The 26,373-nt window shown below is 68.5% G+C and carries 24 protein-coding genes; 13 read left to right on the top strand and 11 right to left on the bottom strand.

Features of this window, described 5'->3' with window-relative positions; genetic code table 11:
- Nucleotides 1–18: 18 nt before the first annotated feature.
- On the top strand, nt 19–1,530 hold the full coding sequence (locus tag IEZ09_RS31370; protein WP_502255049.1) for a sensor histidine kinase: 1,512 nt from the start codon (nt 19–21) through the stop codon (nt 1,528–1,530).
- Nucleotides 1,531–1,672: 142 nt separating this feature from the next.
- Here the strand turns inward: IEZ09_RS31370 and IEZ09_RS31375 are convergent, their stop codons facing one another.
- Nucleotides 1,673–1,927: a WhiB family transcriptional regulator gene (locus IEZ09_RS31375; protein WP_015104912.1), complete on the bottom strand. Its 255-nt coding sequence runs from the start codon at nt 1,925–1,927 to the stop codon at nt 1,673–1,675.
- Nucleotides 1,928–2,171: 244 nt separating this feature from the next.
- The gene (locus IEZ09_RS31380) at nt 2,172–3,113 is read right to left on the bottom strand and encodes a diacylglycerol/lipid kinase family protein (protein WP_229813120.1); all 942 of its coding nucleotides are present in this window, start codon (nt 3,111–3,113) and stop codon (nt 2,172–2,174) included.
- A gap of 251 nt (nt 3,114–3,364) precedes the next feature.
- On the opposite strand from IEZ09_RS31380, the gene IEZ09_RS31385 reads away from it, so the two are divergent.
- The 3 genes from IEZ09_RS31385 (at nt 3,365) to IEZ09_RS31395 (ending at nt 5,552) form a co-directional block, all read left to right on the top strand.
- The gene (locus tag IEZ09_RS31385; protein ID WP_229813121.1) at nt 3,365–3,784 is read left to right on the top strand and encodes a hypothetical protein; all 420 of its coding nucleotides are present in this window, start codon (nt 3,365–3,367) and stop codon (nt 3,782–3,784) included.
- An 82-nt stretch (nt 3,785–3,866) separates the two neighbouring features.
- Nucleotides 3,867–4,571: a S1 family peptidase gene (locus IEZ09_RS31390; RefSeq protein WP_189257422.1), complete on the top strand. Its 705-nt coding sequence runs from the start codon at nt 3,867–3,869 to the stop codon at nt 4,569–4,571.
- Between the two features lie 168 nt (nt 4,572–4,739).
- The gene (locus tag IEZ09_RS31395; RefSeq protein ID WP_189257423.1) at nt 4,740–5,552 is read left to right on the top strand and encodes an SAM-dependent methyltransferase; all 813 of its coding nucleotides are present in this window, start codon (nt 4,740–4,742) and stop codon (nt 5,550–5,552) included.
- A 229-nt stretch (nt 5,553–5,781) separates the two neighbouring features.
- Here the strand turns inward: IEZ09_RS31395 and IEZ09_RS31400 are convergent, their stop codons facing one another.
- The 5 genes from IEZ09_RS31400 to IEZ09_RS31420 form a co-directional block, all read right to left on the bottom strand.
- Nucleotides 5,782–6,204, bottom strand: a complete 423-nt coding sequence (locus IEZ09_RS31400) for a class I SAM-dependent methyltransferase (protein WP_368856203.1) — start codon at nt 6,202–6,204, stop codon at nt 5,782–5,784.
- A 163-nt stretch (nt 6,205–6,367) separates the two neighbouring features.
- Nucleotides 6,368–7,840, bottom strand: coding sequence for a glycoside hydrolase family 28 protein (locus tag IEZ09_RS31405; protein ID WP_189257425.1), 1,473 nt, complete (start codon nt 7,838–7,840; stop codon nt 6,368–6,370).
- 147 nt (nt 7,841–7,987) lie between these two features.
- Complete coding sequence (locus IEZ09_RS31410) at nt 7,988–8,356, bottom strand: DUF5684 domain-containing protein (RefSeq protein ID WP_189257426.1); 369 nt, start codon at nt 8,354–8,356, stop codon at nt 7,988–7,990.
- 124 nt (nt 8,357–8,480) lie between these two features.
- A complete protein-coding gene (locus tag IEZ09_RS31415) occupies nt 8,481–8,954 on the bottom strand; it encodes a GNAT family N-acetyltransferase (RefSeq protein WP_189257427.1) in 474 nt (157 codons plus the stop codon).
- Nucleotides 8,954–9,550 carry a histidine phosphatase family protein gene (locus IEZ09_RS31420; RefSeq protein WP_189257428.1) on the bottom strand — a complete coding sequence of 199 codons (597 nt, stop codon included), beginning with the start codon at nt 9,548–9,550 and terminating at the stop codon, nt 8,954–8,956. The genes IEZ09_RS31415 and IEZ09_RS31420 overlap by 1 nt, the downstream gene beginning before the upstream one ends.
- A gap of 41 nt (nt 9,551–9,591) precedes the next feature.
- On the opposite strand from IEZ09_RS31420, the gene IEZ09_RS31425 reads away from it, so the two are divergent.
- Nucleotides 9,592–9,780 (top strand): hypothetical protein, encoded by a 189-nt coding sequence (locus IEZ09_RS31425; RefSeq protein ID WP_189257429.1) that lies wholly within the window; start codon nt 9,592–9,594, stop codon nt 9,778–9,780.
- 169 nt (nt 9,781–9,949) lie between these two features.
- On the top strand, nt 9,950–12,613 hold the full coding sequence (locus tag IEZ09_RS31430) for an alpha/beta hydrolase family protein (RefSeq protein ID WP_189257430.1): 2,664 nt from the start codon (nt 9,950–9,952) through the stop codon (nt 12,611–12,613).
- Between the two features lie 24 nt (nt 12,614–12,637).
- Here the strand turns inward: IEZ09_RS31430 and fxsT are convergent, their stop codons facing one another.
- Together fxsT and sodN are read right to left on the bottom strand one after the other, a co-directional pair.
- Nucleotides 12,638–15,004, bottom strand: coding sequence for an FxSxx-COOH system tetratricopeptide repeat protein (fxsT, locus tag IEZ09_RS31435; protein ID WP_189257431.1), 2,367 nt, complete (start codon nt 15,002–15,004; stop codon nt 12,638–12,640).
- Nucleotides 15,005–15,126: 122 nt separating this feature from the next.
- The gene (gene sodN / locus IEZ09_RS31440) at nt 15,127–15,534 is read right to left on the bottom strand and encodes a superoxide dismutase, Ni (protein WP_189257432.1); all 408 of its coding nucleotides are present in this window, start codon (nt 15,532–15,534) and stop codon (nt 15,127–15,129) included.
- A gap of 73 nt (nt 15,535–15,607) precedes the next feature.
- Here sodN and IEZ09_RS31445 point away from each other — a divergent pair, with 73 nt between their 5' ends.
- Entirely contained in the window at nt 15,608–15,910 is a 303-nt protein-coding gene (locus IEZ09_RS31445; RefSeq protein WP_268247659.1) for a S24 family peptidase, read from the top strand.
- Here IEZ09_RS31445 and IEZ09_RS31450 read toward each other — a convergent pair.
- Nucleotides 15,900–16,499, bottom strand: coding sequence for a dTDP-4-dehydrorhamnose 3,5-epimerase family protein (locus IEZ09_RS31450; RefSeq protein WP_189257433.1), 600 nt, complete (start codon nt 16,497–16,499; stop codon nt 15,900–15,902). The two genes, IEZ09_RS31445 and IEZ09_RS31450, sit on opposite strands and share 11 nt — an antisense overlap.
- Before the next feature lie 380 nt (nt 16,500–16,879).
- Between IEZ09_RS31450 and IEZ09_RS31455 the strand changes: the two genes are divergently transcribed.
- Together IEZ09_RS31455 and IEZ09_RS31460 are read left to right on the top strand one after the other, a co-directional pair.
- A complete protein-coding gene (locus tag IEZ09_RS31455; RefSeq protein ID WP_229813127.1) occupies nt 16,880–18,028 on the top strand; it encodes an NAD(P)-dependent malic enzyme in 1,149 nt (382 codons plus the stop codon).
- 225 nt (nt 18,029–18,253) lie between these two features.
- Entirely contained in the window at nt 18,254–21,418 is a 3,165-nt protein-coding gene (locus tag IEZ09_RS31460; protein WP_229813122.1) for a sensor domain-containing protein, read from the top strand.
- Here IEZ09_RS31460 and IEZ09_RS31465 read toward each other — a convergent pair.
- Nucleotides 21,380–22,930, bottom strand: coding sequence for a bis-aminopropyl spermidine synthase family protein (locus IEZ09_RS31465; protein WP_229813123.1), 1,551 nt, complete (start codon nt 22,928–22,930; stop codon nt 21,380–21,382). The two genes, IEZ09_RS31460 and IEZ09_RS31465, sit on opposite strands and share 39 nt — an antisense overlap.
- A gap of 133 nt (nt 22,931–23,063) precedes the next feature.
- Here IEZ09_RS31465 and IEZ09_RS31470 point away from each other — a divergent pair, with 133 nt between their 5' ends.
- The 4 genes from IEZ09_RS31470 to IEZ09_RS31485 are packed head-to-tail and all read left to right on the top strand — an operon-like array spanning nt 23,064 to nt 26,344.
- Nucleotides 23,064–24,146 (top strand): ABC transporter ATP-binding protein, encoded by a 1,083-nt coding sequence (locus tag IEZ09_RS31470; RefSeq protein ID WP_189257436.1) that lies wholly within the window; start codon nt 23,064–23,066, stop codon nt 24,144–24,146.
- On the top strand, nt 24,143–24,781 hold the full coding sequence (locus IEZ09_RS31475; protein WP_189257437.1) for an ABC transporter permease: 639 nt from the start codon (nt 24,143–24,145) through the stop codon (nt 24,779–24,781). Before IEZ09_RS31470 ends, IEZ09_RS31475 begins: the two co-directional genes overlap by 4 nt.
- 4 nt (nt 24,782–24,785) lie before the next feature.
- Nucleotides 24,786–25,451 carry an ABC transporter permease gene (locus tag IEZ09_RS31480; protein ID WP_189257438.1) on the top strand — a complete coding sequence of 222 codons (666 nt, stop codon included), beginning with the start codon at nt 24,786–24,788 and terminating at the stop codon, nt 25,449–25,451.
- Nucleotides 25,448–26,344, top strand: coding sequence for an ABC transporter substrate-binding protein (locus IEZ09_RS31485; protein ID WP_189257439.1), 897 nt, complete (start codon nt 25,448–25,450; stop codon nt 26,342–26,344). The genes IEZ09_RS31480 and IEZ09_RS31485 overlap by 4 nt, the downstream gene beginning before the upstream one ends.
- Nucleotides 26,345–26,373 lie beyond the last annotated feature (29 nt).

The raw sequence follows: 26,373 nt of genomic DNA on the forward strand, positions 1-26,373 counted from the left end.
TGTCTCCTAGGATCAGAACTGCTTCAACGTCCAGTTTCGCATGGAGGAGTTCTGAGCACGCTCACGGACCTGCTGGCCGAGCACACGAAGCTCTCCGGCGCCGCCGTCGACCACCTCCAGCTGGTCGTCGCCGAGTGGCAGCTCCTCTCCGACCTGTCGTTCGCGGACTTCCTCATGTACGTGCCGCTGGACGACCACAAGTTCCTCTGCGTCGCCCAGGCCCGTCCCACGACGGCCCCCACCGCGCACCCGGAGGACGTGGTCGGCAGCGAGGTGGACGCCGAGGAACACCCGCAGCTGCGCCGGGCCATCGACGAGCAGCGGATCTGCCGCGAGGAGGACCCGCGCTGGCACCTGGGCGTGCCCGTGCGGCGCGAAACCATCCCGGTGCGGCTGGGCACCCAGGTCATCGCGGTGCTGAGCCGCAGCACGAACCTGGCGGTCCCGCGCGTGCCGTCGCCGTTGGAGATCTCCTACCTCGGCAGCGCGGCCGACCTGTGCCAGATGATCGCCGACGGCACGTTCCCCGCGCCCGAACCGTCGCCGGACGTGCACACCAGCCCGCGCGTCGGAGACGGCCTGATCAGGCTCGACCCGTCCGGTGCCGTGGTGTTCGCCTCGCCGAACGCGCTGTCGGCGTATCACCGCATGGGCCACGCCTCCGACCTCGTCGGCGTGCACCTCGCGCCGTTGACCCGCAGCCTCATCGGCGACCCGTTCGACGCCACGGAGGTCGCTCAGCGCATACGGCAGGCGTTGGACGGACAGCCGTCCATGCGCATGGAGGCCGAGTCACGGCGCGGCGCGGCCGTGCTGTTCCGGTCTTTGCCCCTTCGGCCACGTGGGCAGGCCGCGGGCGCCATCGTGCTGTGCCGCGACGTCACCGAGGTGCGCCGGCGCGACCGCGCGTTGATGTCGAAGGACGCCACGATCCGCGAGATCCACCACCGGGTGAAGAACAACCTGCAGACCGTGGCCGCGTTGCTCAGGCTGCAAAGCCGCAGGTTGACGAACCCGGAGGCCAAGGAGGCGCTGGCCGAGTCGGTGCGTCGTGTGACTTCCATCGCACTGGTTCACGAGACGTTGTCGATGTCCGTGGACGAGCGGGTCGACCTCGACGACGTGGTCGACAAGGTGATCCCGATGATGAGCGACGTGGCGGTCACCGAGACCCAGGTGAAGGTGCGCCGCGAGGGTGGTTTCGGGGTGGTTCCCGCCGAGATCGCGACTCCGCTGGTGATGGTGCTGACCGAGCTCGTGCAGAACGCCTTCGAGCACGCCTACGCCCCTGGCCAGCGCGGAGAGGTCGTCGTGCACTCCGAGCGGTCCGCCAAGTGGCTGGACGTGACGGTCTCCGACGACGGCAAGGGGCTTCCGCCCGGTTTCTCCCTGGAGCGCACCGATCGTCTCGGTCTGCAGATCGTTCGGACCCTTGTCGATTCCGAATTGAGAGGCTCGTTGAGCTTGCGGCGGAGGCCCCGAGGCGGTACAGAGGCGGTCCTGCGCGTACCGCTCAGAGGGCGGCGCTAAACTAACGCCGTGCACACGTGACGGCCAGCCTCAGCGGTCTCACGTGGTCATGCGGGAGGGTGTGCAAACAAAAGAAGAGCCCGACACCTGGCACGGTGTCGGGCTCTTCTTTATGTGTCTGTCTACGCGGCCAACTGCCTGGTCAGGCGTTGCTGCGGGCCCGCGTGCGGGCGTTGCGGCGCTTGAGAGCGCGGCGCTCGTCTTCGCTCATCCCGCCCCAGACGCCGGCGTCCTGGCCGCTCTCCAGCGCCCACGCGAGGCAGTCGGAGACGACGGGGCAACGGCGGCAGACGGTCTTCGCCTCGGCGATCTGAAGCAGCGCGGGACCACTGTTCCCAACGGGGAAGAACAGCTCGGGGTCCTCGTCGCGGCAGATCGCGCGGTGGCGCCAGTCCATTGGAACTACTCCTCAGCTAGGCGCGCACAAGGGCACGCCGGTTGTCAGCGGTCGTTTTGGGGTGCTTGTGAATGCTTTCACGAACGGCTGGGATGTCAAGGGGTTAGCACTGACCCGGTGAGTGAACTCACCCAAAAGATCGACAGTGTTCACCTGCGGTTTCACGCTCTGCTGTCACTCGACTGCAGTACATCCCGGGTGAGTACCGAGACGGTCACGAACCGATCACGGACTGTCAAGTCGCTTATACGGCAACAGTCAACGCGTGGGGGACTGCCCGGAACTCCACCGCCGTGGTCCTGCCGAGGAAATCACCGTCGACCTGGAGGTTGGCGGGCTCCTCGCACTTCACTCTGACATAACCCACGTCGTCGCGCCGAACGAGATTCCCGCCCTTGGGATTGCCGGTCGCGAGGACCTGGGCGACGTAGCGGCCGACGGTGGGCACGCGCAGGGTCTTCAGCGCGCTCAGGCCCAGGCCGCCGTCGAACGACGTGCTCGGGTTGAGCTGGATCGCCTTGTCGCCGAAGTACGTCCACGGGTCGGTGTTCGACACGAACACCATGCCGACGTCGTTGAACGGCGGCTCTCCCGGAACCTCGACCGTGAAGTGCTGCGGTTTGCGGACGTTCTGCGCATAAGCCTTGATGGCGACGCTCAGGTAGAGAGCGGGGCTCGCGTTGCGGCCCTTGGCCCGCTTCTTCTCCACCCCGGCGACGACGTCGGCGTCCAGGCCCATGCCGGCGTTGAAGGTGAACCAGCGGCCCTTGCCGCCTTCGACGACGTCCGAGAAGACCTGGCCGAGCCCGATCCGGCGCCGGGTGCCGTGCTCGATCGACTGAAGCAGGACGTGCGTGGCCTCGACGGGATCGCGAGGGATGCCGAGCGCGCCCGCGAAGACGTTCGCCGATCCGCCCGGCACGACGCCGAGCATCGGCTTGTCGGGGCGTGGGCCGCCCCGCAGGATGCCGTTGACCACCTCGTTGACCGTGCCGTCGCCGCCGTGGGCGATGACCAGGTCGAACCCGCCTTCCGCGGCATGGCTCGCGGCGTCCGCCGCGTGGCCGCGGTAGCAGGTCTCGATGATCTCCAGCTTCACGTCGCTGGCGAGCGCGTGCGCCAACACGTCACGGCCCGCCGGCGTCGTTGTAGTCGCCTGCGGATTCACCACGAGAAGAGCGCGCACTACTGCAGAGTAAGACAGTGCGTGACCGTCAGCGGCGCGCATGTCCTCCCTCAGGGTGGCTCCAGCTTCACGAAAGTGGCCCAAATCTCCCTTCCGCTAGCACCGCGTGCGCCTCGCAGACGAGTGCACCCCGGACGACCGCCGGCTCGCTGAAGGCCCCTTGATCTTCCCCCGCCGGACGTGCTGAGTGAGCCCTCCAACCGGGTGGCCTACGATCCGTGACCAGTACAGAACGTGAGGAAAGGTCTGTCGTGACCACTGGGACGCCGGCCCCGCCGCGCGCGGTGCGCATCGCCGCCGCGCTCACCTCGCTGGAGGGCCTCGGCGGCATCGCGCTGGCCGTCGCGCTCGTCGTCAGGGTGATTCAGGGCGCACCTTCCGGCGGCCCGATCCTCGGCGCCGCCGGCGTGCTCGTGCTGTGGTTCGGTGGCGTGATCTTCGCGTCGGTCATGTTGTTCCGCGGCCATCACGGCGCGCGCACGCCCGTCATCGTCACGCAGCTGCTGCTGCTCGGGTGTGCCTGGTACGCGTACGGGCCGTCGGAGCAACAGCTGCTCGGTTCGTTGGGCGGCATCTACTGCGTGGTCGTGCTCGTAATGCTGTTCACCCGCGATGGCCGCCAGTGGGCGATGGGTCTGGCCGATGTGAACGAAGGTGACAAAGCCGACTAACGGAGGGTGGTCACGGTCACACGATGGAGTGAAGCTGTGCGTGGTTGCTTAACCACTCCCTGCACACAAGAGGTGACCAACCATGCGTGTTTTGACCGCGATCGCGGGCGCCTTCCTGGCGGCGCTCTCCCTCGCACCCGTGGCCTCGGCCGCGCCTGAGGACCCGAACATGTCGCCGATGATCATCGGCGGCAGCTACGCCCAGAACTTCCCCTACGCGGCCCGTCTCTTCGTGAACGGCCGCGAGAACTGCTCCGCGACGAAGATCGCTCCTCAGTGGATCCTGACCGCTGAGCACTGCGTGGCCTCGTCCGGCAGGTACACGTTCCGCGCGGGCAGCCTGGACCAGACGTCCGGCGGCCAGCTCGTCACCGGCGACCGCATCGTCAAGCACGCGTCGGCCGACCTGGCCCTGGTGCACGTGACCACGTCGATGTCGGCGCCGTTCTCCCCGCTCGTCGCGAGCGTCAAGGCGGGCGACACCGTGCAGCTCTACGGCTGGGGCGCCACCTGCGTCGGCCAGGAGATCAACTGCCAGTCCCGCTACCTGAAGGTCGCGAACACGCGGGTCACGACCACCAACGGCCAGGACTACCGCGGTGGCGTCGCCATCTCGGTGGTCAAGATCGACGGCATCGCGGCCGGCGGCGACTCCGGCGGCCCGATGTTCGCGAACGGCCGTCAGGTCGGCGTCGCGTCCACTTCGGACCGCCGGAGCGTCTCGAACTACACCAGCATCAACCACGGCCCGTACCGCGACTGGATCCGTCGCACCGCGGGCGTCTGATCTGAGGGAACGCGGGGGCCTTTCGTTTCCCTCTGGGGAACGGAAGGCCCCCGCGTTCCTGTGAAAACACGGCTGTCATCACCCTGCGTGTTCACGAATGGTGGATGGACACGAACGGAGTAGCCAGTTACCGTGCTGCCAGCGTTCGCGCCGCTCGGGAGCAGCAGGGTGAGGTGCGCAGTGCAGGACGGCCCGAAGCGGGTGACGACAAACGGCGATTCCGAACGCCCAAATGTGGCCCGCCTCTTCGACTACTACCTCGGCGGCGCGCACAACTTCGCGGTCGACCGCGTCCTGGCCGAGGAGAGCATCAAGCGCTTCCCGGTAGCCGAAATGGCCCGCACGATCCGCTCGTTCTCCCGCCGCGTGGTGCGCCTGTGCGTGGAGGAGATGGGCATCCGCCAGTTCCTCGACCTGGGCAGCGGCATCCCGACCGCGGGCAACGTCCACGAGGTGGCCCAGTCCGTCGACCCGTCCTGCAGCGTCGTCTACGTGGACCACGACCCGGTCACCGTGGCCCACGCCCGCACGATGCTGCGCGACAACCTGAGCGCCGCCATCGTCCAAGCCGACGTGCGCGACGTGGGCGCCGTGCTCCGCCACCCGGAAACGCGCCGCCTCATCGACTTCACCAAGCCCACCGCCGTGCTGATGGTCGGCATCCTCCCGTACATCGTCGACGAGCCCGCCGGCGTGGTGGCCCGCTACCGAGCCGCCCTGTGCGAGGGCAGCGTGCTGGCCCTGACACACCTGACCAAGGACGTCGAGCCGGACCTCGTGGACCGCCTGCTCGTGTTGTCCGGCGACCTGGGCAGCACGCTGATTCCGCGGTCCAAGCAGGACGTGGAGGAGTTCGTCTGCGGACTCAAGCTGCTGGAGCCGGGGCTGGTGCTCGCCGCCCACTGGAGGGCGGACGGCGAGCTGCCGGGGACCTCGGCCGCTGCGGACGCCTCGACTTACGGCGCGGTTGGCGTTATTTGAGGCTGACGAGCAGGTAGCGCTCGTCGTCGATTTCGCGTCCCCACAGGGCGGGGTCGTTCAGCCGCGTCACCGTTGCCTCTGCGCGAACGCCGCGCACAAGGGCCTGGCACTCGTCCGCCGTCAGACCTGCCCCCGTGGACCAGTGACCTTCCACGAGGACAAGGCGCCCCGCTGGCCGAAGAAGCCGCACCCAAGCGTCGAGCGCTGCCGCCGGCTCGGGCGATGCCCGTTATTTGAGGCTGACGAGCAGGTAGCGCTCGTCGTCGATTTCGCGTCCCCACAGGGCGGGGTCGTTCAGCCACGTCACCGTTGCCTCTGCGCGAACGCCGCGCACAAGGGCCTGGCACTCGTCCGCCGTCATACCTGCCCCCGTCGACCAGTGACCTTCCACGAGGACAAGGCGCCCCGCAGGCCGAAGAAGCCGCACCCAAGCCTTGAGCGCTGCCGCCGGCTCGGGCAACGCCCACAACACGTGCCGCGCCAACACGACGTCCGCAGACGCCATCACGTGAGGCGGATCGGTCGAGTTCGCGCCCGAAATCGGGCCCCACCCTCCTCGGGGGACTAACCGCCACTCAGTGAGCACCAAATTTAGCGGCGAGACGGCGTTGTCAATGCGCCGCTGGCCGATCTGTGGACAACTCGCCGCCACGGCCCGAGCTGTCCACAGATCGCCGAACGGCGGGTTGACAGGCGGTTTTCGCGGCTAGAGTGCTTATTGGCCGGTCTGGCCCCCGAGGAGGGCGGGGCCCTGCGCTCCCCAGCGTTTTCACGCGGGCGCCTGCTCGTCCCAGAAGGTCGTCACGCCCTCCTGTCTAGCTGGTCCTCGCCCGCAGCGCCTGCCCCGACGTCGAAGTGCTGTCCGTGACCGACGTCCCGCTGCTCTTGCGCCACAGCAGATCGCTCGCCCCGGTGCTGCGCTCCACCTTCACGCCGGTCAGCGAGATCCCGGACACGCTGTCCGTCGTGAACGCCGGCCGCCCGTCGCCCTTCTCGAACTCGATGGTGCTGTTGAGGAACTTCACGTCGGAGGCGTTGCGGATCCAGAAGCCGAACGCGGGCCGCACGCCGAAGATGCGCGGCGGGTACTCGCCGGAGACCTCCGGTGGCACGCGCGAGGCGTCCGACTCCTTGTGGCCACCGGGAACGGTCAGGCGGACGTTGTCGAACGTCAGGCCGGTGATCTTCGAGTCGGCGCGGCCTGAGATGGTCGACGCGTACTCGGGGTCGCCGGGGATGTCGCGCGGTGCGGTCAGGTTCGTGCCGGTGATGTTGCGGTAGGTGATGTTGCGGATCTTGCCGGTGGGTGGGTTGCCCGGGCAGCGGCCGCGCTTGCCGATGTGGATGAAGATCGGTGAGGCCGTCTTCGTGAGCTGGATGTTGTCGTAGAGGACGTCCTCGATGACCGCGCCGTCCATCGACACCATGCCCAGGCCCGCCTTCGAGGCGCCGGTGACCTTGAGGTTGCGGAACTGGATGTTCTTGAAGCTGCCGCAGGTCTCCGAGCCGAACTGGATGGCGTTGTTCTCCGTCGACTGGATGGTCGAGTCGCGGACGATGTTGTTCTCCGACAGGAACGTCTTGCCGGTGGCGTAGTCGCTCTTGAACGCCACCGCGTCGTCGCTCGAGACGACCGTGGAGTTCGACAGCTCGATGTTGGAGCTGTTGATGAAGTTGATGCCGTCGCGGTCGTCGGGGGTGTCGACGGTGATGCGGTCGAGCTTCATCCCGTTGCAGCCGTTGGTGATGATGGCGAAGTGGCCGGCCTCGCGGAACGTCACGTCGGTGATGTTGACGTTCTTGCAGAACTTGAGCGACAGCATCTTGTCGCCCTTGCCGGCGGGGATGTTCTCGCCGGTTTCGAGTTTGTTGGCGCCGTCGATCACGCCCTTGCCGGCGAAGTTGATGTTCTCGACGTTCTCGCCCCACAGCAGCGCGTTGCGGAAGTGGCTGTGCCCGAAGTCCTGGTAGCGCGAGTTCGGGTTGGACTCCGGTGCGTCGATTCCGCTGCCGGACGCCACGATTCGCGCGCCCTGCTGGATGTTGATCGTGACGTTGCTCTTCAGGTGGATCGAACGCGACAGGTAGGTGCCCGGCGGGATTTCGACGACGCCGTTGCCCGCCGCCGACGCCGCGGCGATGGCCTTGTCGATGGCGACCGAGTCGATCGCCTTGCCGTCGCCCTTCGCGCCGTAGTCCTTGACGTTGAAGCTGGCCGCCTTCGCCACGCCCACCGGTGCCACGACCACCGCTAGCGCGACGAACGCGCCGGTCAGTCGACGCCTCATCGTTGAGAGGTCCTTCCTCGTCCTGCGTCGAGGGCGGCGGCTGCTCGGCGTCTGAAACGTTCTGAAAACGATTTCATTACTGACCATAGTGAAGGCCGGGCCCGAAGTACAGACCCGGCCTCTCAGTGATGTGCGGGCTCAGCCCTATTAGGCCTGACCGGCGGCCGGACCGCGGTACTGCGCGCTGCCGAAGCCGAGCACCGGGTAGCCGATGAACGGGAGCAGCGCCAGCAGGAAGAACCCGAACGCGCCGCCCTTGCCGAACGACTTGGCGACGTCGATCGCCACGATGATCGACATGATGAAGTTGACGAGCGGGATGATGAAGAGGATCAGCCACCAGCCGGGGCGTCCCGCGACCTTCAGCAGCACGTAGAGGTTGTAGATCGGGATGATCGCCGCCCAGCCCGGCTTGCCCGCCTTGGCGAACGTCGCCCACATGCCGGCGATGACGATGACGGCGAAAACAAGGCTGAAGATCAGGGATCCGGTGCTGCTGCCGGAGTCTTCGTACACGGTCTTCCTTCTTTCCACGCTTACTTGTGCCGGGGGATCGGCGTGCGGGGACGCTGCCAGGACCGTGCACCCGTCCTGTGTGGAATGCCTGTTTCGTGAGCCTTTCGAGACCTTCTGTCAATCTTCAGAGTGAAGAACCGAGCTTCTGCAGCGCTTCTTCGGCCACTCGCATCACTGTCCACTCGTCCATTGGGATGGCACCCAGCGACTCGTAGAACCTGATGCTCGGCTCGTTCCAGTTGAGCACCGACCACTGCAGACGCGTGTAGCCCTTGGCGACGCACTCCTGGGCAAGTGTTTCCAGGAGTTTCTTGCCCAGTCCCTTGCCTCGTTGCTCCGGCGTGACGTAGAGGTCCTCGAGGTAGATGCCGTGCACGCCGTCCCACGTCGAGAAGTTGAGGAACCACAACGCCATTCCGACGACCTGACCGTCCACTTCGGCCACATGTCCGAACAGCGCGGGGTTGTCGCCGAACAGCGCGGTGTGCAACTGTTCCGCGGTGAGGTGGCACTGCTCCGGCGCCCGTTCGTACAGCGCCAGTTCGTGCACGAGCTCGACGACCGCGTCGACGTCGCGCGGTTCCACCCGGCGGATCATCACACCTCCCAGGCAGGCACGTTGAGCCTGCGCACCTGCGGGTCGCCCCGCTCGTCACCCAGCTGGCAGGTGCCGGCCGGGTCCAGTCCGAAGTGGACACCCTGGTCGGGTGCCAGTCCCAGCCACGCGGCGATCAGCACGCGGCTGAAGTGTCCGTGCCCGACGAGCACCACGTCGCCGCCGGGAAGGATCTTGCGCACCTCGCCGAGCACCTTGCGGGCCCGTTCCTGCACCTCGGCGTGCGTCTCGCCGTTCGGCATCGGGTGTGTCCACACCGTCCACCCCGGCACGCGCTCGCGGATCTGCGGCGTGGTGATGCCCTCGTAGTCGCCGTAGTCCCACTCGGCGAGGTCCTCGGTCATCGCGGTGATCTCGAGCCCGGCGAGCTCGGCGGTTCTCGTCGCACGCCGGCGCGGGCTCGTCAGCACGAGTGCGGGGGCCTGGTCCGTGCCGCGCAGCCGGGCGAGCGTGGCGCCCGCGCGGCGTGCCTGCTGCTCGCCTTCCGGCGTCAGCTCGATGTCGGTGCGGCCCGTGTGCCTGCCGCTCTCGGACCACTCGGTCTGGCCGTGGCGCAGCAGGTAGAGGTGGGTGCTCACCTGTTCGATCCTAGGGAGTGACGGGCGACACGTTTGGGTCAGTGCCCCTGCGAGGTACCCCGCTCGCCATGACCGCCGAGCACCCCGACCACGGCGCCCCCGACGAGGTAGATGCCCAGGAGATCCGCGAGGCCTTCGGAGTCCGCGTCGCCCGCATCAGAGCCGAGCTCACCTCGACGTGGAACAAGCTGCGTCAGAACGAGCGAGACGCCGACCCCGGTGGCCGCTGACATTTCGCCTTTTCGGATTGCTGAGGGGAATCACCCGCCTGTGGGCTGAACGGCGTAATACCGAGGTCTGGTCGTCGTTTTATTTGGCGGATTCGCGGCACAACGGCGTGCCACGTGCTGTGCGGCGTCGCTAGAACTGAGTGGTATTCCTTTTTCGAGGGGGCCACTCATGCGCCGAACAGTCGCACTTCTGATACCCGCTGTGCTGGTCGCGGTCCTACCCGCGCTGCCGGCCGCGGCCGCGCCGGAGCCACCGTCACCGGGCTGGGCGGTGGCCGGTGACGTGATCCGGTGGACCGCTCCCGCGGCGATGCCGTTGTCGGACGCGGGCGTCGAGTTCTGGGAGGGGGACCGGCTGCTCGGCACGGCCAGGGAGTCGTCGGACCTGCGCACGTTCACCCTCACGGCTCCGCTGAAGAACCCCGGCGCACTGCAGGTGCGTTCGGCGGGGAAGCGGCTGGACGTGACGCCGTCCGCCACGCCGCCGGCGAGCCTGGCCGTGCCGGAGCTTCCGGCACTGTCTCCAGAGGCCGCCGTGGACCCCGGCAAACCGGGACCGTTCGCGACGACCAAGGGCGAGTACGCGCTCGACTCGATCAAGCTGCCCGACTATCCGCAGCCGATCGAAATGCAGGCCGTTGTCGTGGCGCCGAAGGGTGCCCCCGGCAAGCGGCCGCTCGCGCTTTTCCTGCACGGGCGGCACTTCACCTGCTACAACCCGGCGAACCCCAGCCAGATCACCGGCCACTGGCCGTGCCCGGAAGGCCTGAAGGTCGTACCGAGCCACCGCGGTTACCTCAAGGCGCAGGAACTGCTGGCGTCACAGGGCTACGTGACGGTGTCGATTTCGGCCAACGGCATCAACGCGCAGGACGCGAACACCGTCGACGCGGGCGCGCAGGGACGTTCGTCGCTGGTGCGTCACCACCTGGCGAAGTGGGCGGACTGGGCTGGTCACGGCCGCACGTCCGCACCCGCCGCCGTGCAGGACGCACCGCCCGCCGACCTGTCGAAGGTGTTGCTGGTGGGCCACTCCCGCGGCGGTGAGGGCGTCAACCGCGCCGCGACCGACAGCCTGAACCCGCCGCCGGGCGACACGGGCTTCACCGGCCCGGTGCGCTGGAACATCCGCGGCACCGTGCTGATCGGCCCGACGATCTTCGGCCACAACCCGCAGCCCGACGTGCCGTCCGTGACCTTCCTGCCCGGCTGCGACGGCGACGTGTCCGACCTGCAGGGCCAGATGTTCGTGGACCAGACCCGCGGCGTCAGCCGCGGCGCGGCGTTGCACAGCGCGCTGTACGTGATCGGCGCGAACCACAACTACTTCAACAGCGAGTGGACTCCCGGCCAGGCCGAGGCCCCGGCGTTCGACGACTTCGGCCCGGGCCAGCAGCCGGACCCGGTGTGCGCGCCGGGCACCGCCACCCGCCTCACCGCGGACCAGCAGCAGACAGCAGGCGCCACCTACATCGCGGCGTCGGCCCACCTGTTCCTCTCCCGCGACGAGTCGGTGCTCCCGCTGCTCGACGGCTCCGGCGTCCGCGCCCCGTCCGCCGACCCGGCCCGCGTCCTCTCGCACGCCGTCGGTGGCGACCGCAAGCCGTTCGTCGTGCCTTCGCCTGACACCCGGGCTACCGGCAGCGCAAGGGTTTGCGCCCAGGTCACGGCCGATGCCGCTGCTTCGTGCGGCTCTCGCTCCCCGCACCTGGTCCGCTTCCGCTTCGCCACGACCCAGCCGGAACGCCAGTCCGTCGCTCTCAAGTGGACTGCCGCGGGCCAGCCGGGCGTGATCACCCCGGCCAAGCCCGTCTCACTGCACGGTTCGAAGCAACTCGCGCTGCGCCTCGCCGTCCCGCCGAACACCCAGGCCACCCGCTTCGGTGTTGCTCTGACCGACCAAAATGGACAGAAGCACTCCCTGGGCGCCGTCTCGGTCACGGGCCTCCCCGGCACCGACCGCACGAGCGCGCTGTGGGCGCAGGAAGTCCGCGTCCCGCTGCCCGCAGGCGTGACCCGCGCGACGTCGCTGGAACTGGTCCCCGAATCCGCCGCCGGCGAGGCGCTGCTCATCGACGCCCACGGCTGGGACAAGGGCCTGGTCCCCGTCGTGCCGGCCCGCCTCGGCCGCGTCGACGCCACCGTGATCTCGGTGGACGAGGGCGACTCGGGCACCGTGACCCACAACGTGGCCGTCACCGCCACCGGCAACGGCACCCGCGTGGTCCGGCTCTTCTACAACGACACGAAGACCAACACCCCGATCACCAAACTCGTGACGCTGAAGCCGGGCGAGCACCGCGTGGAAGTGCCGATCACCTACACCGCCAACACGAGGTGGAGCGCCGACACCCGCTATCCCATCGGCGTCACGGCGATCGACAACGCCGTGGTGGGCGCGGCGTTCGGCGGCCTGCTGGTGCGCAACGACGACCCGGTCCCGACGCTGTCGGTCACGCCGGTCTCGGAGAGTGTTGTTGAGGGTGGGACGTTGCGCTGGAAGCTGACCCTGTCGGAGGCCGCGGATTCGAGCTTCGTGCTCGTGGGGCTGCCGGTGGCGCCTGGCGTAGCGGAACTGTCCACAACGGACGTTGATGCGCGGTGGTTCCTCGAGAACTCCGGTGAGGAACCGTTGCCCTCTCGGGCGTTGTCCTCCACTGGGCTTCAGGTGTGGGCCTTCATTCCGGCAGGGCAGACGTCGTTGGACGTCGACGTGCCTACCGTGGCCGATGCTGAGGCTGAGGGGGAGGAGCAGGTTCGGTTGAAGTTCGAGGGGCTTTCGCCCACCGGCACCGGCTTCGAGGTGGTCGGCAAGGTGGCGAACGCCGCGTAGCTTCGGCAAGGTGCCGCTTCCAGCTCAGGAGGCGGCACCTTTCCCGTTCTTTTCGAGGACCTTGCGCGCTCTTTCCCAGGCTTTCTGGGCGTCATCGACATGGCCCATCCGCTCGAGAGTCTCAGCGAGGATTGTCAAGCAGGTGGCGACGAATTCGTGGTCGGGTCCGAGAGCGGACTCCGCGATGGCGAGTCCCCGCAAGATCGCGTCTTTGCCTTCTTCTCCCCGGCCTGATTCGGAGAGGAGCTCACCGATGTGGCAGTAGATCGACGCGCTCTCGATGTGATCGGGTCCGTGGGTGGCGTTGAAGATGGCCAAAGCGCCTTGTAAGCGGTGCATCGCCTCCTGGGACCGGCCCAACCAGCTGAGGACCGCGCCGAGATTCCCCAGACCGGTGGCGACCGTGGGATGGCTGGAGCCGGCCCTGACCATGCGAATCGCGACAGCGCGTTCCAGCAGAGGAAGTGCTTCCGCGGACCGGCCGAGGAAGTGGTAAGCCATGCCCAGGTTCTCGAGGGCGTAGCAGAGTCCTGGGGGATAGACGGCTTCATACCGGGAAACGACGCGCTCGAGCAGCGAGACGGCCTCGGCGACTCGTCCTTGGTCGATCAGCGCGCGTCCGAGGTTGTTGAGGCTGGCCGCGACCCAGCGGCTGCCGGAGCCGTGGATCTCCGTCCGGATCGCGACGGCTCGCTCGAACAGCGGGATGGCGTCGCCGGTGCGGGAAATGAAGTGCAGATAGGTGGCGGCGCGGTCGAGCAGCCATCCGCTGTGCTCGTCGGCGGGCCCCGCCTGGGGCTCCGTCACCGCGAGCACGTGTGGGAGCAGAGAACGCCATCGGGGCCAGGCTGCGGGCTCGCCGATGATGTCCTGGGGCAGGTCGTTCCTGAGCAGCCGCCGGATCGTCGAGACCTTCGGCTCCGCGGCGGAGACGGCGAGGTGGCGGGCCCGCAGCGACTCCTGCAGCAGGCGATGGACGATCGTCACCTCGGTATCAGTCCGTTGCACGAAGAACCACTTGACCAGTGGGCCGACGGTGTCCGTCCAGCTGAGCGGATCACGTGCCGCGTCGGCCAGAGCGGGAGGCAGGTGGTCGGGATGGCCGACGAACAGGTCCAGCGGGACCGGTTCGGGTGCCATCCAGGCGAGCAGATCGAGAAGTTCGACGGCGGCGGGACTTTCCTCCGCCACCTTGGCCAGGGACATGTCCCACAGCGTCGACAGGGTTTCCGTCCGGCCGAGGACCTGCCCCCGGCTGATGAGGTCCACCGATCTGGCCGCGAAGAGAGCCAGGTACTCGTCGGGCGGGAGTCCGGTGGTCTCCAGGTACGCCGACGCCTGCTCGATGGCCAGCGGCAGGTCGCCCATGACGTCGGCGAGGTCGTTCGCCTGCTGTTCGGTGGCCGACGGCACGCGAAGCCGCAGCAACGCGACGCTTTCCGCGCGGCTGAGGACGTCGACGTCCAGAACCTTTCCCAGCGCGGTGAACCCGGCGCAGCGGGTGGTGATCAGAACGCTGCCCGCTCCGGACGGCCGGTAGGGGTGCAGCGCCGCCGGGTCGTCCGCGTTGTCGAACACCAGCAGCCATCGCTGCCTGCTCCGCAACGCAGCGAGGACCTGCGCGACGGTCGGTGGTGGGTCGGCGTCGAGGCCGAGCGCGACGCCGAGTTCCGCCAGGTGGTCCGGGATCAGCGTCGGCTGCTCGGCCGGGATCCACCAGACCACGTCGAACCGGCTCGCGAAGCGGTGGGCGTACTCGACGGCGATCTGCGTCTTCCCCACACCGCCCATGCCGTGCAACGAATGCACCGAGACCGTCGAGCCCGAGCGCAGCGCCTCGGCCAACCGGTCGAGCGACTCGACCCTGCCGGTGAAGTTGGGGTTGGGCGGCGGCACGTTCCACACATCGGGCAGGGCACCGGGAAAACCCGGCTTCACCCGAAGGCCGGGGAAATCGGGGCGTTCTCCAGGCTTCAGCCGTCCGGTCGCCGCTCCCTGGACCGTCCGCAGCAGCTGGCTTCGTGCAGCGCTCTCATCCAGTCCGAACAGATCCGCTGAGACGATCGATCCCAGCAAGCCCGGCTGCTCGCAGTCCTCCACCCGCAGCGGGATCAGCTTCCGACTCCCGCCGTTTGCATCGTCACGCCACGCGGCCTGCCACTCGGACGTGCCGTAGACGGACTTCAGATAGGCGGCGGACAGCACGGCGATCGTGCGTTCGGAGTGCTGGACCCCGCGATGCATCACGTCGACCCAGTTGGTGCCGGGCACCATGTCCCACGCCTGCAGGAGCACCCGGTGACCCTGCTCCTCAAGCTGCCAGGCGATCCACTCGGCCCAGGCGCGATCGACCCCGGTGTAGGACACGAAGAAGTCCCATGCGTCGTCCACCCGGAAATCCGCCCCTCACAGCGTGTGCATCTGGTCACATCGCACGCCGCGAAACGAGGGTTACACCCAAACGACAGAACGGCGCCGCGTCCCGAGGGATGCGGCGCCGTTCCAGGGGAAACTCAGCCCTGCTTGGTCTCCCAGAAGATCTTGTCGATCTGGGCGATCAGGTCGAGGAGAGCCTGGCCGGTGGCCGGGTCCATCGAGCCCTTCGTGCCCGACGCGCCCGCGGCCTTGGTGGCGCGGTTGAAGAGGTCGTGCAGCTCGGGGTACTTCTCGAAGTGCGGCGGCTTGAAGTAGTCCGTCCACAGCACCCACAGGTGGTGCTTGACGAGCTCGCTGCGCTGCTCCTTGATCAGGACGGCGCGCTCCCGGAACTCCGGGTCCTCGTTGGCCTGGTACTTCTCCTGGACCGCCTTGATCGACTCGGCCTCGATGCGGGCCTGCGCCGGGTCGTAGACGCCGCAGGGCAGGTCGCAGTGCGCGGTTGCCTCGACGCGCGGGCGGAGAATGCGCGACACGAGTCGCATCGTTCCTCCCAGAATGAAAACAGTGGATGCTCCGACAAGAAGGACCCTACTCCGGCTGACCGAAGGGTGATCGTTGAGACCGCGCCTCTCCACCGTGCTCGTCACGGGGCCGTCGATGGTGCCTGCCCTGCGCCACGAGGACATCGTGCTGGTCAGATGGGGTGCCGCGCCCAAAATCAACGACGTCGTGCTCGTCCGGTGGGCCAGCAGACCCGGTCAGTTGTCGATCAAGCGTGCCTCCCACCCTGTGGACGGCGGGTGGCACGTCGTGGGAGACAACCCCTTCGCGAGCACCGACTCCGAGCAACTCGGGCCCGCCGAGGTGCTCGGAGTCGTCAAAGCCCGGCTGTGGCCGCGGCCTCGGCTCAGGCTTTGAGGGACGCGTACAGCGCCAGGCAGTCCTCGTAGCGCGGCAGCATGCCTGCCTCGTAGGCCTCGGCCAGGGTCGGCGCGGCCTTGTCCTTTTCCGAGAGCAGGAATTCGAGCTCGCGTGGCCACGGCAGGTCCAGTGCGGGGTCGAGCGGGGTCAGGCCGTGCTCGCCGGACGGGTTGTAGGCGGTGGAGCAGAGGTAGTTCAGGGTCGTGTCGTCTTCCAGCGCGATCATGGCGTGGCCCAGGCCCTCGGGGAGGTACACGGCGTTGCACTTCGCCTCGGACAGCAGGACGGCGTCCCACTGGCCGAACGTGGGGGAGCCGACGCGGATGTCGATGACCACGTCGATGAGCGAGCCGCGCGGGCAGAAGACGTACTTGGCCTGGGACGGCGGGACGTCCGCGTAGTGGATGCCGCGGATGGTCCCGGCGCGCGAGACGCTGTGGTTCGTCTGGGCGACCTTCAGCGGGTGCCCCACCGCCTCGACGAAGGCGGCCTCCTGGTACGGCGAGACGAACACGCCGCGGTCGTCGGGGAATGTCCTCGGGGTGAACTCGAACGCGCCGTCAATTTTCAGCGAACTCGCCTGCATGCCGTCACTCTAAGGCGTCAATGTTTCTTGACCGATCGGGTGCTTCCTGCCTGCATAAACCGACCGGTCGGTGCAGAAAACCGGACGGACGTCTTGCTACATGCCCTCTGACCTGCGGAAAAAGTGTGATCCCCGCCGCAGACAGCGGAGCGGGTCCCTGCCACACTTCCGTCACCCGCAGCACTCGGGTGGCTTTCCGGCGCAACTCGCCGGAGCGCCTCGACCGAGTTTCCAGGCCCCGTGTACCCGGCGTGACAACGCTGGGCCGGTGCGCCGTTTGGTGATGAGCCCAGATGGGGCTACTACGCCGCCCGCACCGCAGGAGGGACGCCGTGACAGCAGTGAACGAAGCCCGTATCGAGAACTCCGATCCGACGAAGCTGACGGACGAGGAGATCTTCAACGCGCACGTGGGCGGGAAGCTCGAGGTCGGCGCGACCGCCTCGCTCGCTGACCCGAAAGCGCTGTCCATCGCCTACACCCCCGGTGTCGCACGGGTGAGCAAGGCCATCGCCCAGGACGCGAGCCTCGCCGCGAAGTACACCTGGGCGCACCGCCTGGTCGTCGTCGTGAGCGACGGCACCGCCGTGCTCGGCCTCGGTGACATCGGCCCCAGCGCGTCCCTGCCCGTCATGGAGGGCAAGTCCGCGCTGTTCAAGACGTTCGGTGGTCTCGATTCCATCCCGCTCGTGCTCAACACGACGGACGTGGACGAGATCGTCGAGACCCTGGTCCGGCTGCGCCCGTCGTTCGGCGCGGTCAACCTCGAGGACGTGTCGGCGCCGCGCTGCTTCGAGCTGGAGCAGAAGCTGATCGAGGCGCTCGACTGCCCCGTCATGCACGACGACCAGCACGGCACGGCCGTCGTGTCGCTCGCCGCGCTCAACGGCGCGAACACGGTGCTCGGCAAGAACATCGGTGACCAGCGGGTGGTCATCTCCGGTGCGGGTGCCGCTGGCATCGCGATCGCCAAGATCCTGCTCGCCGCCGGCGTCGGCGAGATCACGCTGCTCGACTCGCGCGGCATCGTCCGCACCGGGCGCGCCGGCCTCAACCCGATCAAGGAAGAGATCGCGGCGGTCACCAATCAGAGCAACCTCGACGGCGGCATCGACGTGGCTCTGCGCGGCGCGGACGTCTTCATCGGCGTGTCGTCGTCGAAGGTGTCCGAGGACCTGATCGCGAGCATGGCGGACGACTCGATCGTGTTCGCACTGTCCAACCCGGACCCCGAGGTGCACCCGGACGTCGCCGCCCGGCACGCCGCCATCGTGGCGACCGGCCGCAGCGACTTCCCGAACCAGATCAACAACGTGCTCGCGTTCCCCGGCATTTTCCGCGGGGCGCTCGACGCGGGTGCGCGCAGGATCACCGAGGGCATGAAGCTCGCGGCCGCCGATGCCATTCTTGCCGTCGCGAAAGATGATTTGGGTCCAGACCGAATTGTTCCGTCCGCACTGGACCCGCGCGTCGGACCCGAGGTCGCGGCGGCTGTCGCCGTGGCCGCGAAGGCCGACGGAGTCGCCTGATCCAACCCGAACATTCGCCACCTTTGTGCAAGTTGACGAGTACCGGAACCACGAACGTGGCTTTTCGTTAACCCGTCAAGGGGTGGGCGATGACGCTCCGAAGCGCTACCGTCCCTCTCCTCGGGTGTTCACCCGAGGAGAGGGTTCGTGTTTGCCGCCGTTCGGGTGCCGTTGTCGTGCCCACCCGAATTGCCGCGGGCGGCGGATGCGGGAGAGGGTGGGCCGGTGCCCAAGTGGGTAGGACGCGCGACGGTGGTGAACGGCCGTGCACGGACGGCTGCCAAGCCTCCGGTGACGCTCGACGGGCTGACCCTGCCCGACGCGCCGTCGTTGCTCGTCGACGTCAAGGGCGTCGTCATGCAGGCGAACCCCGCCGCCGTGGAGCTCGCCGGCGCGCAGGGAGCCGACGACCTCGTCGGGCACCCGCTGGGTGAGCTGCTCCTCGGTGCCCAGTCCGACCTGCGGTTGTTGCGCTGCGACGGCACCGAGCTGCCGGTGCGCGTGGCCAGGCACGCCGTCCCGGGAACGGGACTGCAGGCCGTTCTGCTGATCGACGTCTCCGACCTCGCGGCGGCCGCGGACGCGTTGCGCGACGAACAGCGCCGCCTGCGCAAGGTCCAGCGGGTCGCCGAGCTGGGCTCGTGGGAGTACGACCCGGAAACCGGTCTGACCGTCTGGTCGGACACGCACTACGAACTTCTCGGCGTCGAACGCGGCGCCGTCGTGCCGGGCGCCCAGGCCGTTCTGGACGTCGTGCACCCCGACGACTACGACATGGTCGAGTCGTACTGGCAGGGCCGCGAGATCACCGGCGATCCGATCGACATCGAGTACCGGATCGTGCGCCCGGACGGGCAGCTGCGGTGGATCCGCGGTGTCGCCGAGGCGAGACTGACCGACGACGGCCGCCTCGACAAGATCACCGGCTACATCCGCGACATCACCGAGTCCAAGCGCGCCGCCACCGAGCTCGCCCAGGAACGCGCGCGGCTGCTCGAAGCCCAGCGCATCGCCCGCATCGGCAGCTGGGCCTACGAGACCGGCACGCGCGCCGTGCACCGCAGCGAAGTGCTGATGGAGATGTACGGCGAGCTGGGCATGACGCCGGACGACGACCTGCTGAGCGGCGTGCACCCGGACGACAGGGAAGCCGTCAAGGAGATCCGGCACCAGCTGCTGCACGCCCGTGACGACGCCCCGGTCGAGGTCGAGGTCCGCAGCGAGATCGGCGACCGCGTCTACATCTGCCGCGCCCGCGCCGAGATCTCGCCCTCCGGCAGGGTGGAGCGCTACCACGGCACCATCCAGGACGTCACCGAAGCCCGCGCGCTGGAACGCCAGATGCGCGACGACCGCCGAAGACTGGCGGACGCGCAGCAGGCGGCCCGCCTCGGCATGTGGGAGTGGAACCCCGCCACCGGCGAGGTCGTCTGGTCCGACATGCTCCGCGAGCTCTACCTCATCCCCGCGGACGTCGCCGGCACCTACCAGTACTACCTCGACCTCGTGCACCCGGAGGACCGCGCCTGGGTCGACGACCTGTGGCGCCAGCTCGCCGTCGACGAGGTCGCGGTGCAGTGCGAGCACCGCGTGATCCGCAGCGACGGTTCGACGCGGATCTTCCGCTGCCACGGCATGATCGTCCACGACCCGCAGGGCAAGCAGCTCGCCGTCGGCACCGCCCAGGACGTCACCGAACAGCGTGCGGCCGAGGCCCGCATGAAGCGCTCCTCGCAGCGGTTCACCGACCTGGTGTCGGTCACGCCCGTCGGCATCGGCCTGTTCGACGAGGCCGAGCGCCTGGTCGACGCCAACGACGCGTTGTGCGACCTGCTCGGCATGGAGCTGGAGCAGCTGCGCGGTATGACCGCCGAGCAGCTCACCCACCCCGAGGACACCTCACCGGCGCTGCAGTGGGCGGCCGAGCGCACGCAGAAGATCCCGCAGCGCATTCTCGTCCGCCCCGATGGCGAGAAGGTCTACTGCGAGCTGCACATCGCGCTGTCCGTTCAGGACGACGGCCGCCGCTTCTGGCTGATCGTGTTCCTCGACATCACCGAGCGCCGTCGTACCGCGGAAGCCCTGCGCCACCAGGCCACGCACGACGAGCTGACGGGCCTCCCGAACCGCGCGCTGGTGAAGGAGATGCTCGGCAAGCTGCTGGACGGCCCCGGCCGCTCCAAGGTCGCTGTGTTCTTCTGCGACATCGACAACTTCAAGCGCGTCAACGACTCCCTCGGCCACGACGCGGGCGACGAGCTGCTGGTCGCCCTGGCCCGCCGGCTGGAGGGCGGCCTGCCCGACGGCTGCACGGCCGCGCGCCTGTCCGGCGACGAGTACGTGATCATCTGCGAGGACATCGACTCCGTCGGTGGCGTGGATGCGTTGGCCACCAGGGTCGCCTCGTTGCTGCGGACCGCGGTTCCGGTGCACGGCCAGCTCGTCCGCGTCTCGGCCTCGATCGGCGCCGCCGTGCCGAACGGGTCGCGGGCCAACGGCGCCGACTTGCTTCGTTTCGCCGACGCCGCGATGTTCGAGGCGAAGCGCAACGGTGCCGGACGCGTGTCGCTGGCTTCGGCGGCGCTGATCGCGTCCGCGGACCGCCAGGTGCACCTCGAAGGCCAGCTGCGCGACGCGTTACAGCACGACGGCCTGGCGTTGCACTTCCAGCCGGTCGTCGGCGTGGACGGCGCCGTGCTGACCGCCGAGGCCCTGGTGCGCTGGCCGCACCCCGACCGCGGCCTGCTGCCCCCTGACGTGTTTCTGCCGGTCGCCGAGCAGGGCGACCTGATGCGCGAACTGGACCGCTGGGTGCTGCGCACGGCGTTGAAGGAGGCCGCGACCTGGCCCGCGCCCGACGGCCGCCCGGTGTCCGTGGCGGTGAACCTGGCGGGTCTGGTGCCGGGCGATCCCGAGTTCGTCGACATCGTGTCGAACGCGATCATGGAATCCGGCGTGCCCTGGGACCGCGTGGTGCTGGAGCTGGTCGAGACCGCGCTGGTCGACCTGCCCTCGCGCGTCCGCCAGTCGATGGACGAGCTGGTGCAGCGCGGCGTGCAGTTCGCCGTCGACGACTTCGGCACCGGCTACTCGTCGCTCGCCCGCCTGAAGGACCTGCCGGCGCAGATCATCAAGGTGGACCGGCGGTTCGTGTCCGGTGTGGGCAACGACTCGTCGGACTTCGCCGTGGCCCGCGCGGTCGTGGACATGGCGCGGGCGATGGGGCGCAGGTGCGTGGCCGAGGGTGTGGAGACGGCCACGCAGTTCCACGTGCTGCGCGGTGTCGGGGTGGACGCGTACCAGGGCTGGCTGTTCTCGCGTCCGGTGCCGCCCAAGGAGTTCCGCGCGGTGCTAGCTCTCGGGCCGCTCCACATACCGCGCGCTGGCTGAGATCTCCGGCAGCAGCGCCGCGATCCGGTGCTTGGGCAGGTCGATCAACCGCAGGTCGAGGTCGTCCGACGGCACCGGGGCGTTGTCGACGATCTCCGCCGCCTGCCGCTTGGTCAGCACGCCCTGAGACGCCGTGATCAAGGCCTCACGCCAGACGTTGCGCAGTTTGCCATGCGCCTTCATGAGCACCTCGCGGACCGCGCGGTCACCCAGCGACAGCGTTCCGGTGAGCACCTGGTCCGCGACGACGATCGTCGTCTTGCTGTCCGGGTTGTTGCGCAGGAACTTGAGCGAGAACCGGGTCCGCACAAGCGATTGCAGCTCCTGCTGCCCCGCAGCCGACGACACGGCCGGGTGGTTGTTCGGCACCAGGCAGGCCAGCCGGGCGGGCGACGACGCCAGCAGCGTCCGCAGCAGCCACGGACCGGGGTCCGCCGACAGGTCGACGGCCAACGACGCCGCTCCCTTGCCGACGGGCTCCGCCCACCCCGCCTGGCGCGGCTTCGGCGGTGGCGAGGACTCCGGCCGCGGCGCGAGTTCGGACAACGCGGCAAGCGCTTCCTTGGACGGGCCGGAGGACTCCACGGACTGCGCGCCGTGCGTGTAGATCCGCGTTCCGCCGGAGACCGCGCGGCGGCCGGTCGGCCTGCACACGTACAGATCGGCGGCCGATCCGATCGCCTGCGCGCCGTCGAACCGGTGGAACGCGGGCAGGATCGCCTCGAACACGAGCCCGAGCTTCTGCAGTTCCTGCTGCACCTTCAACCCCAGCGCGGGCGTCCGGTCCGAGAACCCGTAGGCCAGCAGCACGCGGCCGGACGAGACGTCCGCCAACGCCTCGATCGCGCGGCCGGCGAACAGGCCCATGCCCTCTGGCGTGTAGGGCGGGTCGCTGAAGACGACGTCGAACGACTCCAGCACCGACGACGGCAGCCCGAAACGCATGTCGCAGTGCAACGTTCGCACGTCGAGCTTGCGCGCCGCGGCACGCGAGTCGATGAACTCCAGCAGCCGCTCGTCGAGGTCCACGACCGTGATCGACACGTGCGGGTTGACCGCCGCGACCGCCAGCGACGTCAGGTCGTGGTCGCCGAGGCAGAGCAAACGCTTGCCTGCCAGGTCGTAGGTGGAGTCCAGCCACACCGCGCGGTTCAGGGCGGTCTCGGCGGTGGCCTGCACGTGGTCCAACGAGGACAGCGGCGGCGGCACGTCGGCGATGTCGACCAGGATCTGGCGCAGCACGTCCGTGTGGTCGCGCACGCCGGAAATGCCGAACTCGGCACGATAGGCGGCGACGACACCGGGCGCGATGCGGTAACGATCGTCTGAAGATTCCATGTCGTCGCCGAGCGCCTTGAGCAGGTCCTGGACCGTGCGGCGGGGAACGGCGGGCAGGCGCACGAGTTCGGCCAGCGGGTGCCAGTCCTCGCTGAGCAGGGACAACACCTCGCGGAGCTTGCGGGCGTGGATGCCGCGCTCCGCCACCAACTGGCGAACCTGGTCGATCGTCACAAGCGGTAAACCATACGGCCTGCCACATCCTGGAACGCTGTGCCGGGGTACGCCGAACGAGTTAAGGTCACAGGGATCTGCATCCAGGGCGGTCCGAATCGGGGAGGCCGTCACGACCGGAGGGATCCGAAGGGTGATCGAGTTCCGGGCCGTCACCAAGCGGTTCGAGGACGGGACCATCGCTGTCGACGAGCTCGACCTCACGGTCGAGGCGGGCACCATCACGGTGTTCGTCGGTCCTTCCGGCTGCGGCAAGACGACGTCGCTGCGCATGGTCAACCGCATGATCGACCCCACGTCGGGCACGATCCTGGTGGACGGCAAGGACGTCCTGAGCGTCGACCCGCCCACGCTGCGGCGCGGCATCGGGTACGTGATCCAGCAGGCCGGGCTGTTCCCGCACCGCACGGTGCTGGACAACGTCGCGACCGTGCCGCTGCTGTCCGGTTGGGACAGACGAAAGGCCCGCGCCCGCGCGGCGGAGCTGCTGGAGATCGTCGGGCTCGACCCGGCCTTCGGCAAGCGCTACCCCGCCCAGCTCTCGGGTGGTCAGCAGCAACGCGTGGGGGTCGCCCGTGCGCTCGCGGCGGATCCGCCCGTGTTGCTGATGGACGAGCCGTTCAGCGCGGTGGACCCGGTCGTGCGGGAAGGCCTGCAGGACGAACTCCTGCGCCTGCAAGCGGAACTCGACAAGACGATCGTGTTCGTCACGCACGACATCGACGAGGCCTTGAAACTCGGCGAGCGCGTCGCGGTGTTCCAGACGGGTGGCCACCTGGCGCAGTACGCGAAGCCCGCGGAGCTGCTCAGCGCGCCCGCCAACGACTTCGTGGCCTCGTTCGTCGGCAGGGACCGCGGCTACCGCACGCTGACGTTCCTGCACGCCGACGTGCCCGTGCACCCCGTCACCACGGCCAAGCTCGGTCAGCGCGTCACCGTCACCGACTGGACGCTGGTCGTCGACGACCAGGACCGGCCCAGGGGCTGGCTGTCCGGTGTGGACGGTGAGATCGAGGTCAGCGAGCGGGACCTGATCGCCGGTGGGTCTTTGTACGACGGCAGCACGTTGCGCGGTGCGCTCGACGCCGCGCTCAGCTCGCCGTCGGCGCTCGGCGTGATGGTCGACGACAACGGTGCCGTGGTCGGCGTGGTGAAGGCCGATGACGTGATCAAGGCGCTCGCGAAGGCCCGCGCGGCGGGTGAGGTCCCGAAGTGACCTGGATTTTCGAGAACTGGGACAGGTTCTGGGAAGTCACCGAGGTGCACCTCCGGCTCTCCGTCGTACCGGTGCTGATCGGGTTCTTGCTGTCCATCCCGCTGGGGTGGCTCGCGAGCCGGTCGGCCACGGCGCGCGCGATCCTCTTCCCGCTGGCCAACATCCTGTTCACGATCCCGTCCATCGCGCTGATCGTGATCACCCCGGTGCTGATCGGCGTGAAGATCCTCGACGAGATCAACGTGATCGTGCCGCTGACGATCTACACGATCGCGCTGATGGTCCGCTCGGTCGCCGACGCGCTGTCGGCCGTGCCCGGTCACGTGACCGCCGCCGCGAACGCGATGGGGTTCCGGCCGCTGCGCCGGTTCCTCACCGTCGACTTCCCGCTCGCCCTGCCCGTCACGATCGCGGGCCTGCGGGTCGCGACCGTGTCGAACATCAGCATGGTGAGCGTCGGCGCGCTCGTCGGACTCGGCGGTTACGGCCAGCTCTTCACCGAGGGCTACCAGACCGACAACCCAGCGAAGGTCTTCGCGGGTCTCATCGGGACGGTCGTGCTGGCGGTGCTCGCCGACGGTCTGCTGCTGGTGCTCGGACGGGTGCTCACGCCGTGGGCGCGGGCGGGGAGGTGAGCTGATGGGCGGCTGGCTCTTCGATCCGGCGCACTGGTCGGGGCCCACCGGAATTCCGGTGCGGTTGCTGGAACATCTCGGCTACACGCTGATGACGCTGCTGATCGCCGCGGTGATCGCGATCCCGCTCGGCGCGTTCGTCGGCCACACCGGCAAGGGCGGGTTCGTGGTCGTCGGACTCTCCAACGCGCTGCGGGCGTTGCCGACGACGGCCGTGCTGATCCTCGTCGTGCTGTGGGCGGGCCTCGGCGACTTCCCGGTGTACGTCGCACTAGTGCTGCTGGCGATCCCGCCGATCATGGCGGGTGCCTACGCCGGCATCCGCGCGGTCGACCCGGTGACGGTCGACGCGGCACGGGGCGTCGGCATGCGCGAGTCGGGAGTGCTGCTGAAGGTCGAGATCCCGAACGCGCTTCCGTTGATCTACGGCGGTTTCCGCGGCGCCGCGCTGCAGGTCGTCGCGACCGCCACCATCGCCGCCTACACCGGCGCCGGTGGTCTCGGCAGGCTCGTCTTCGACGGCCTCGCCCTGCAGGAGTTCGGTCAGATGCTCGCCGGCGCGGTGCTCGTGGCACTGCTCGCCGTTCTCGTCGACCTGGGGTTCGCCGGCCTGCAACGGCTGACGGTCTCGCCAGGGCTGCGTCCAGTGGGAACCGGAGGAAAGACATGAAGCGCATCGCCACGGCTCTAGCCGCGATCATGGTTCTGTCGGCGTGCGGCGGTGATCCGCTGACGGGCGGCAACAACAACCCGGCCCCGACCGACACGATCGTCGTGGGCTCCGCGAACTTCCCCGAGTCGACCGTGCTCGCCGAGATCTACGCGCAGGCGTTGGCGGCCAAGGGGGTCAAGGTCTCCAAGAAGCTGAACATCGGCAACCGCGAGCTGTACTTCAAGGGCGTGCAGGACGGCTCGATCGACCTGATCCCCGAATACTCCGGCGTGCTGCTCAAGCACGTCAACAAGGAGGCGACCGAGGTCGCCCCCGACGAGGTGTACGCGGCGCTGAAGAAGTCGCTGCCGCAGGGCCTCACGGTGCTCGACAAGTCCGCAGCCGAGGACAAGGACGCGGTCGTCATCACCAAGCAGACCGCCGCCCAGTACAGCCTGAAGTCGATCGACGACCTCGTGCCGTACTGCAAGGAGTTCGTGTTCGGGGGCCCGCCGGAGTTCCAGAACCGCCCCGACGGCCTGCCCGGCCTGAAGGCCAAGTACAACTGCGAGTTCAAGCAGTTCAAGGCGCTCGACGTCGGCGGCCCGCTGACCGTAGCGGGCCTGAAGGACAACACCGTCCAGGCGGCCGACCTCTTCACGACGGACTCGGCCATCAAGGCCAACGAGTTCGTGGTGCTCGAAGACCCGAAGAACGTCTTCGCCGCGCAGAACGTGTTGCCGCTCATCAACGAGAAGAAGGCGACGCAGCAGGTTCGCGACGTCCTCAACGCCATCTCGAAGAAGCTCGACACGAAGGTCCTGCTGGACCTGAACCAGAAGCTCGCGTCGCCGGACAAGCCGGAGCCGGAGAAGGTCGCCAAGGAGTGGCTCGCCTCCGCGGGCATCTGACCTGACGAACGAACGGGGCGGGCACCTTC

Origin of the sequence: Lentzea flava (genome assembly GCF_014648475.1) — a bacterium.
Classification (GTDB): domain Bacteria; phylum Actinomycetota; class Actinomycetes; order Mycobacteriales; family Pseudonocardiaceae; genus Lentzea; species Lentzea flava.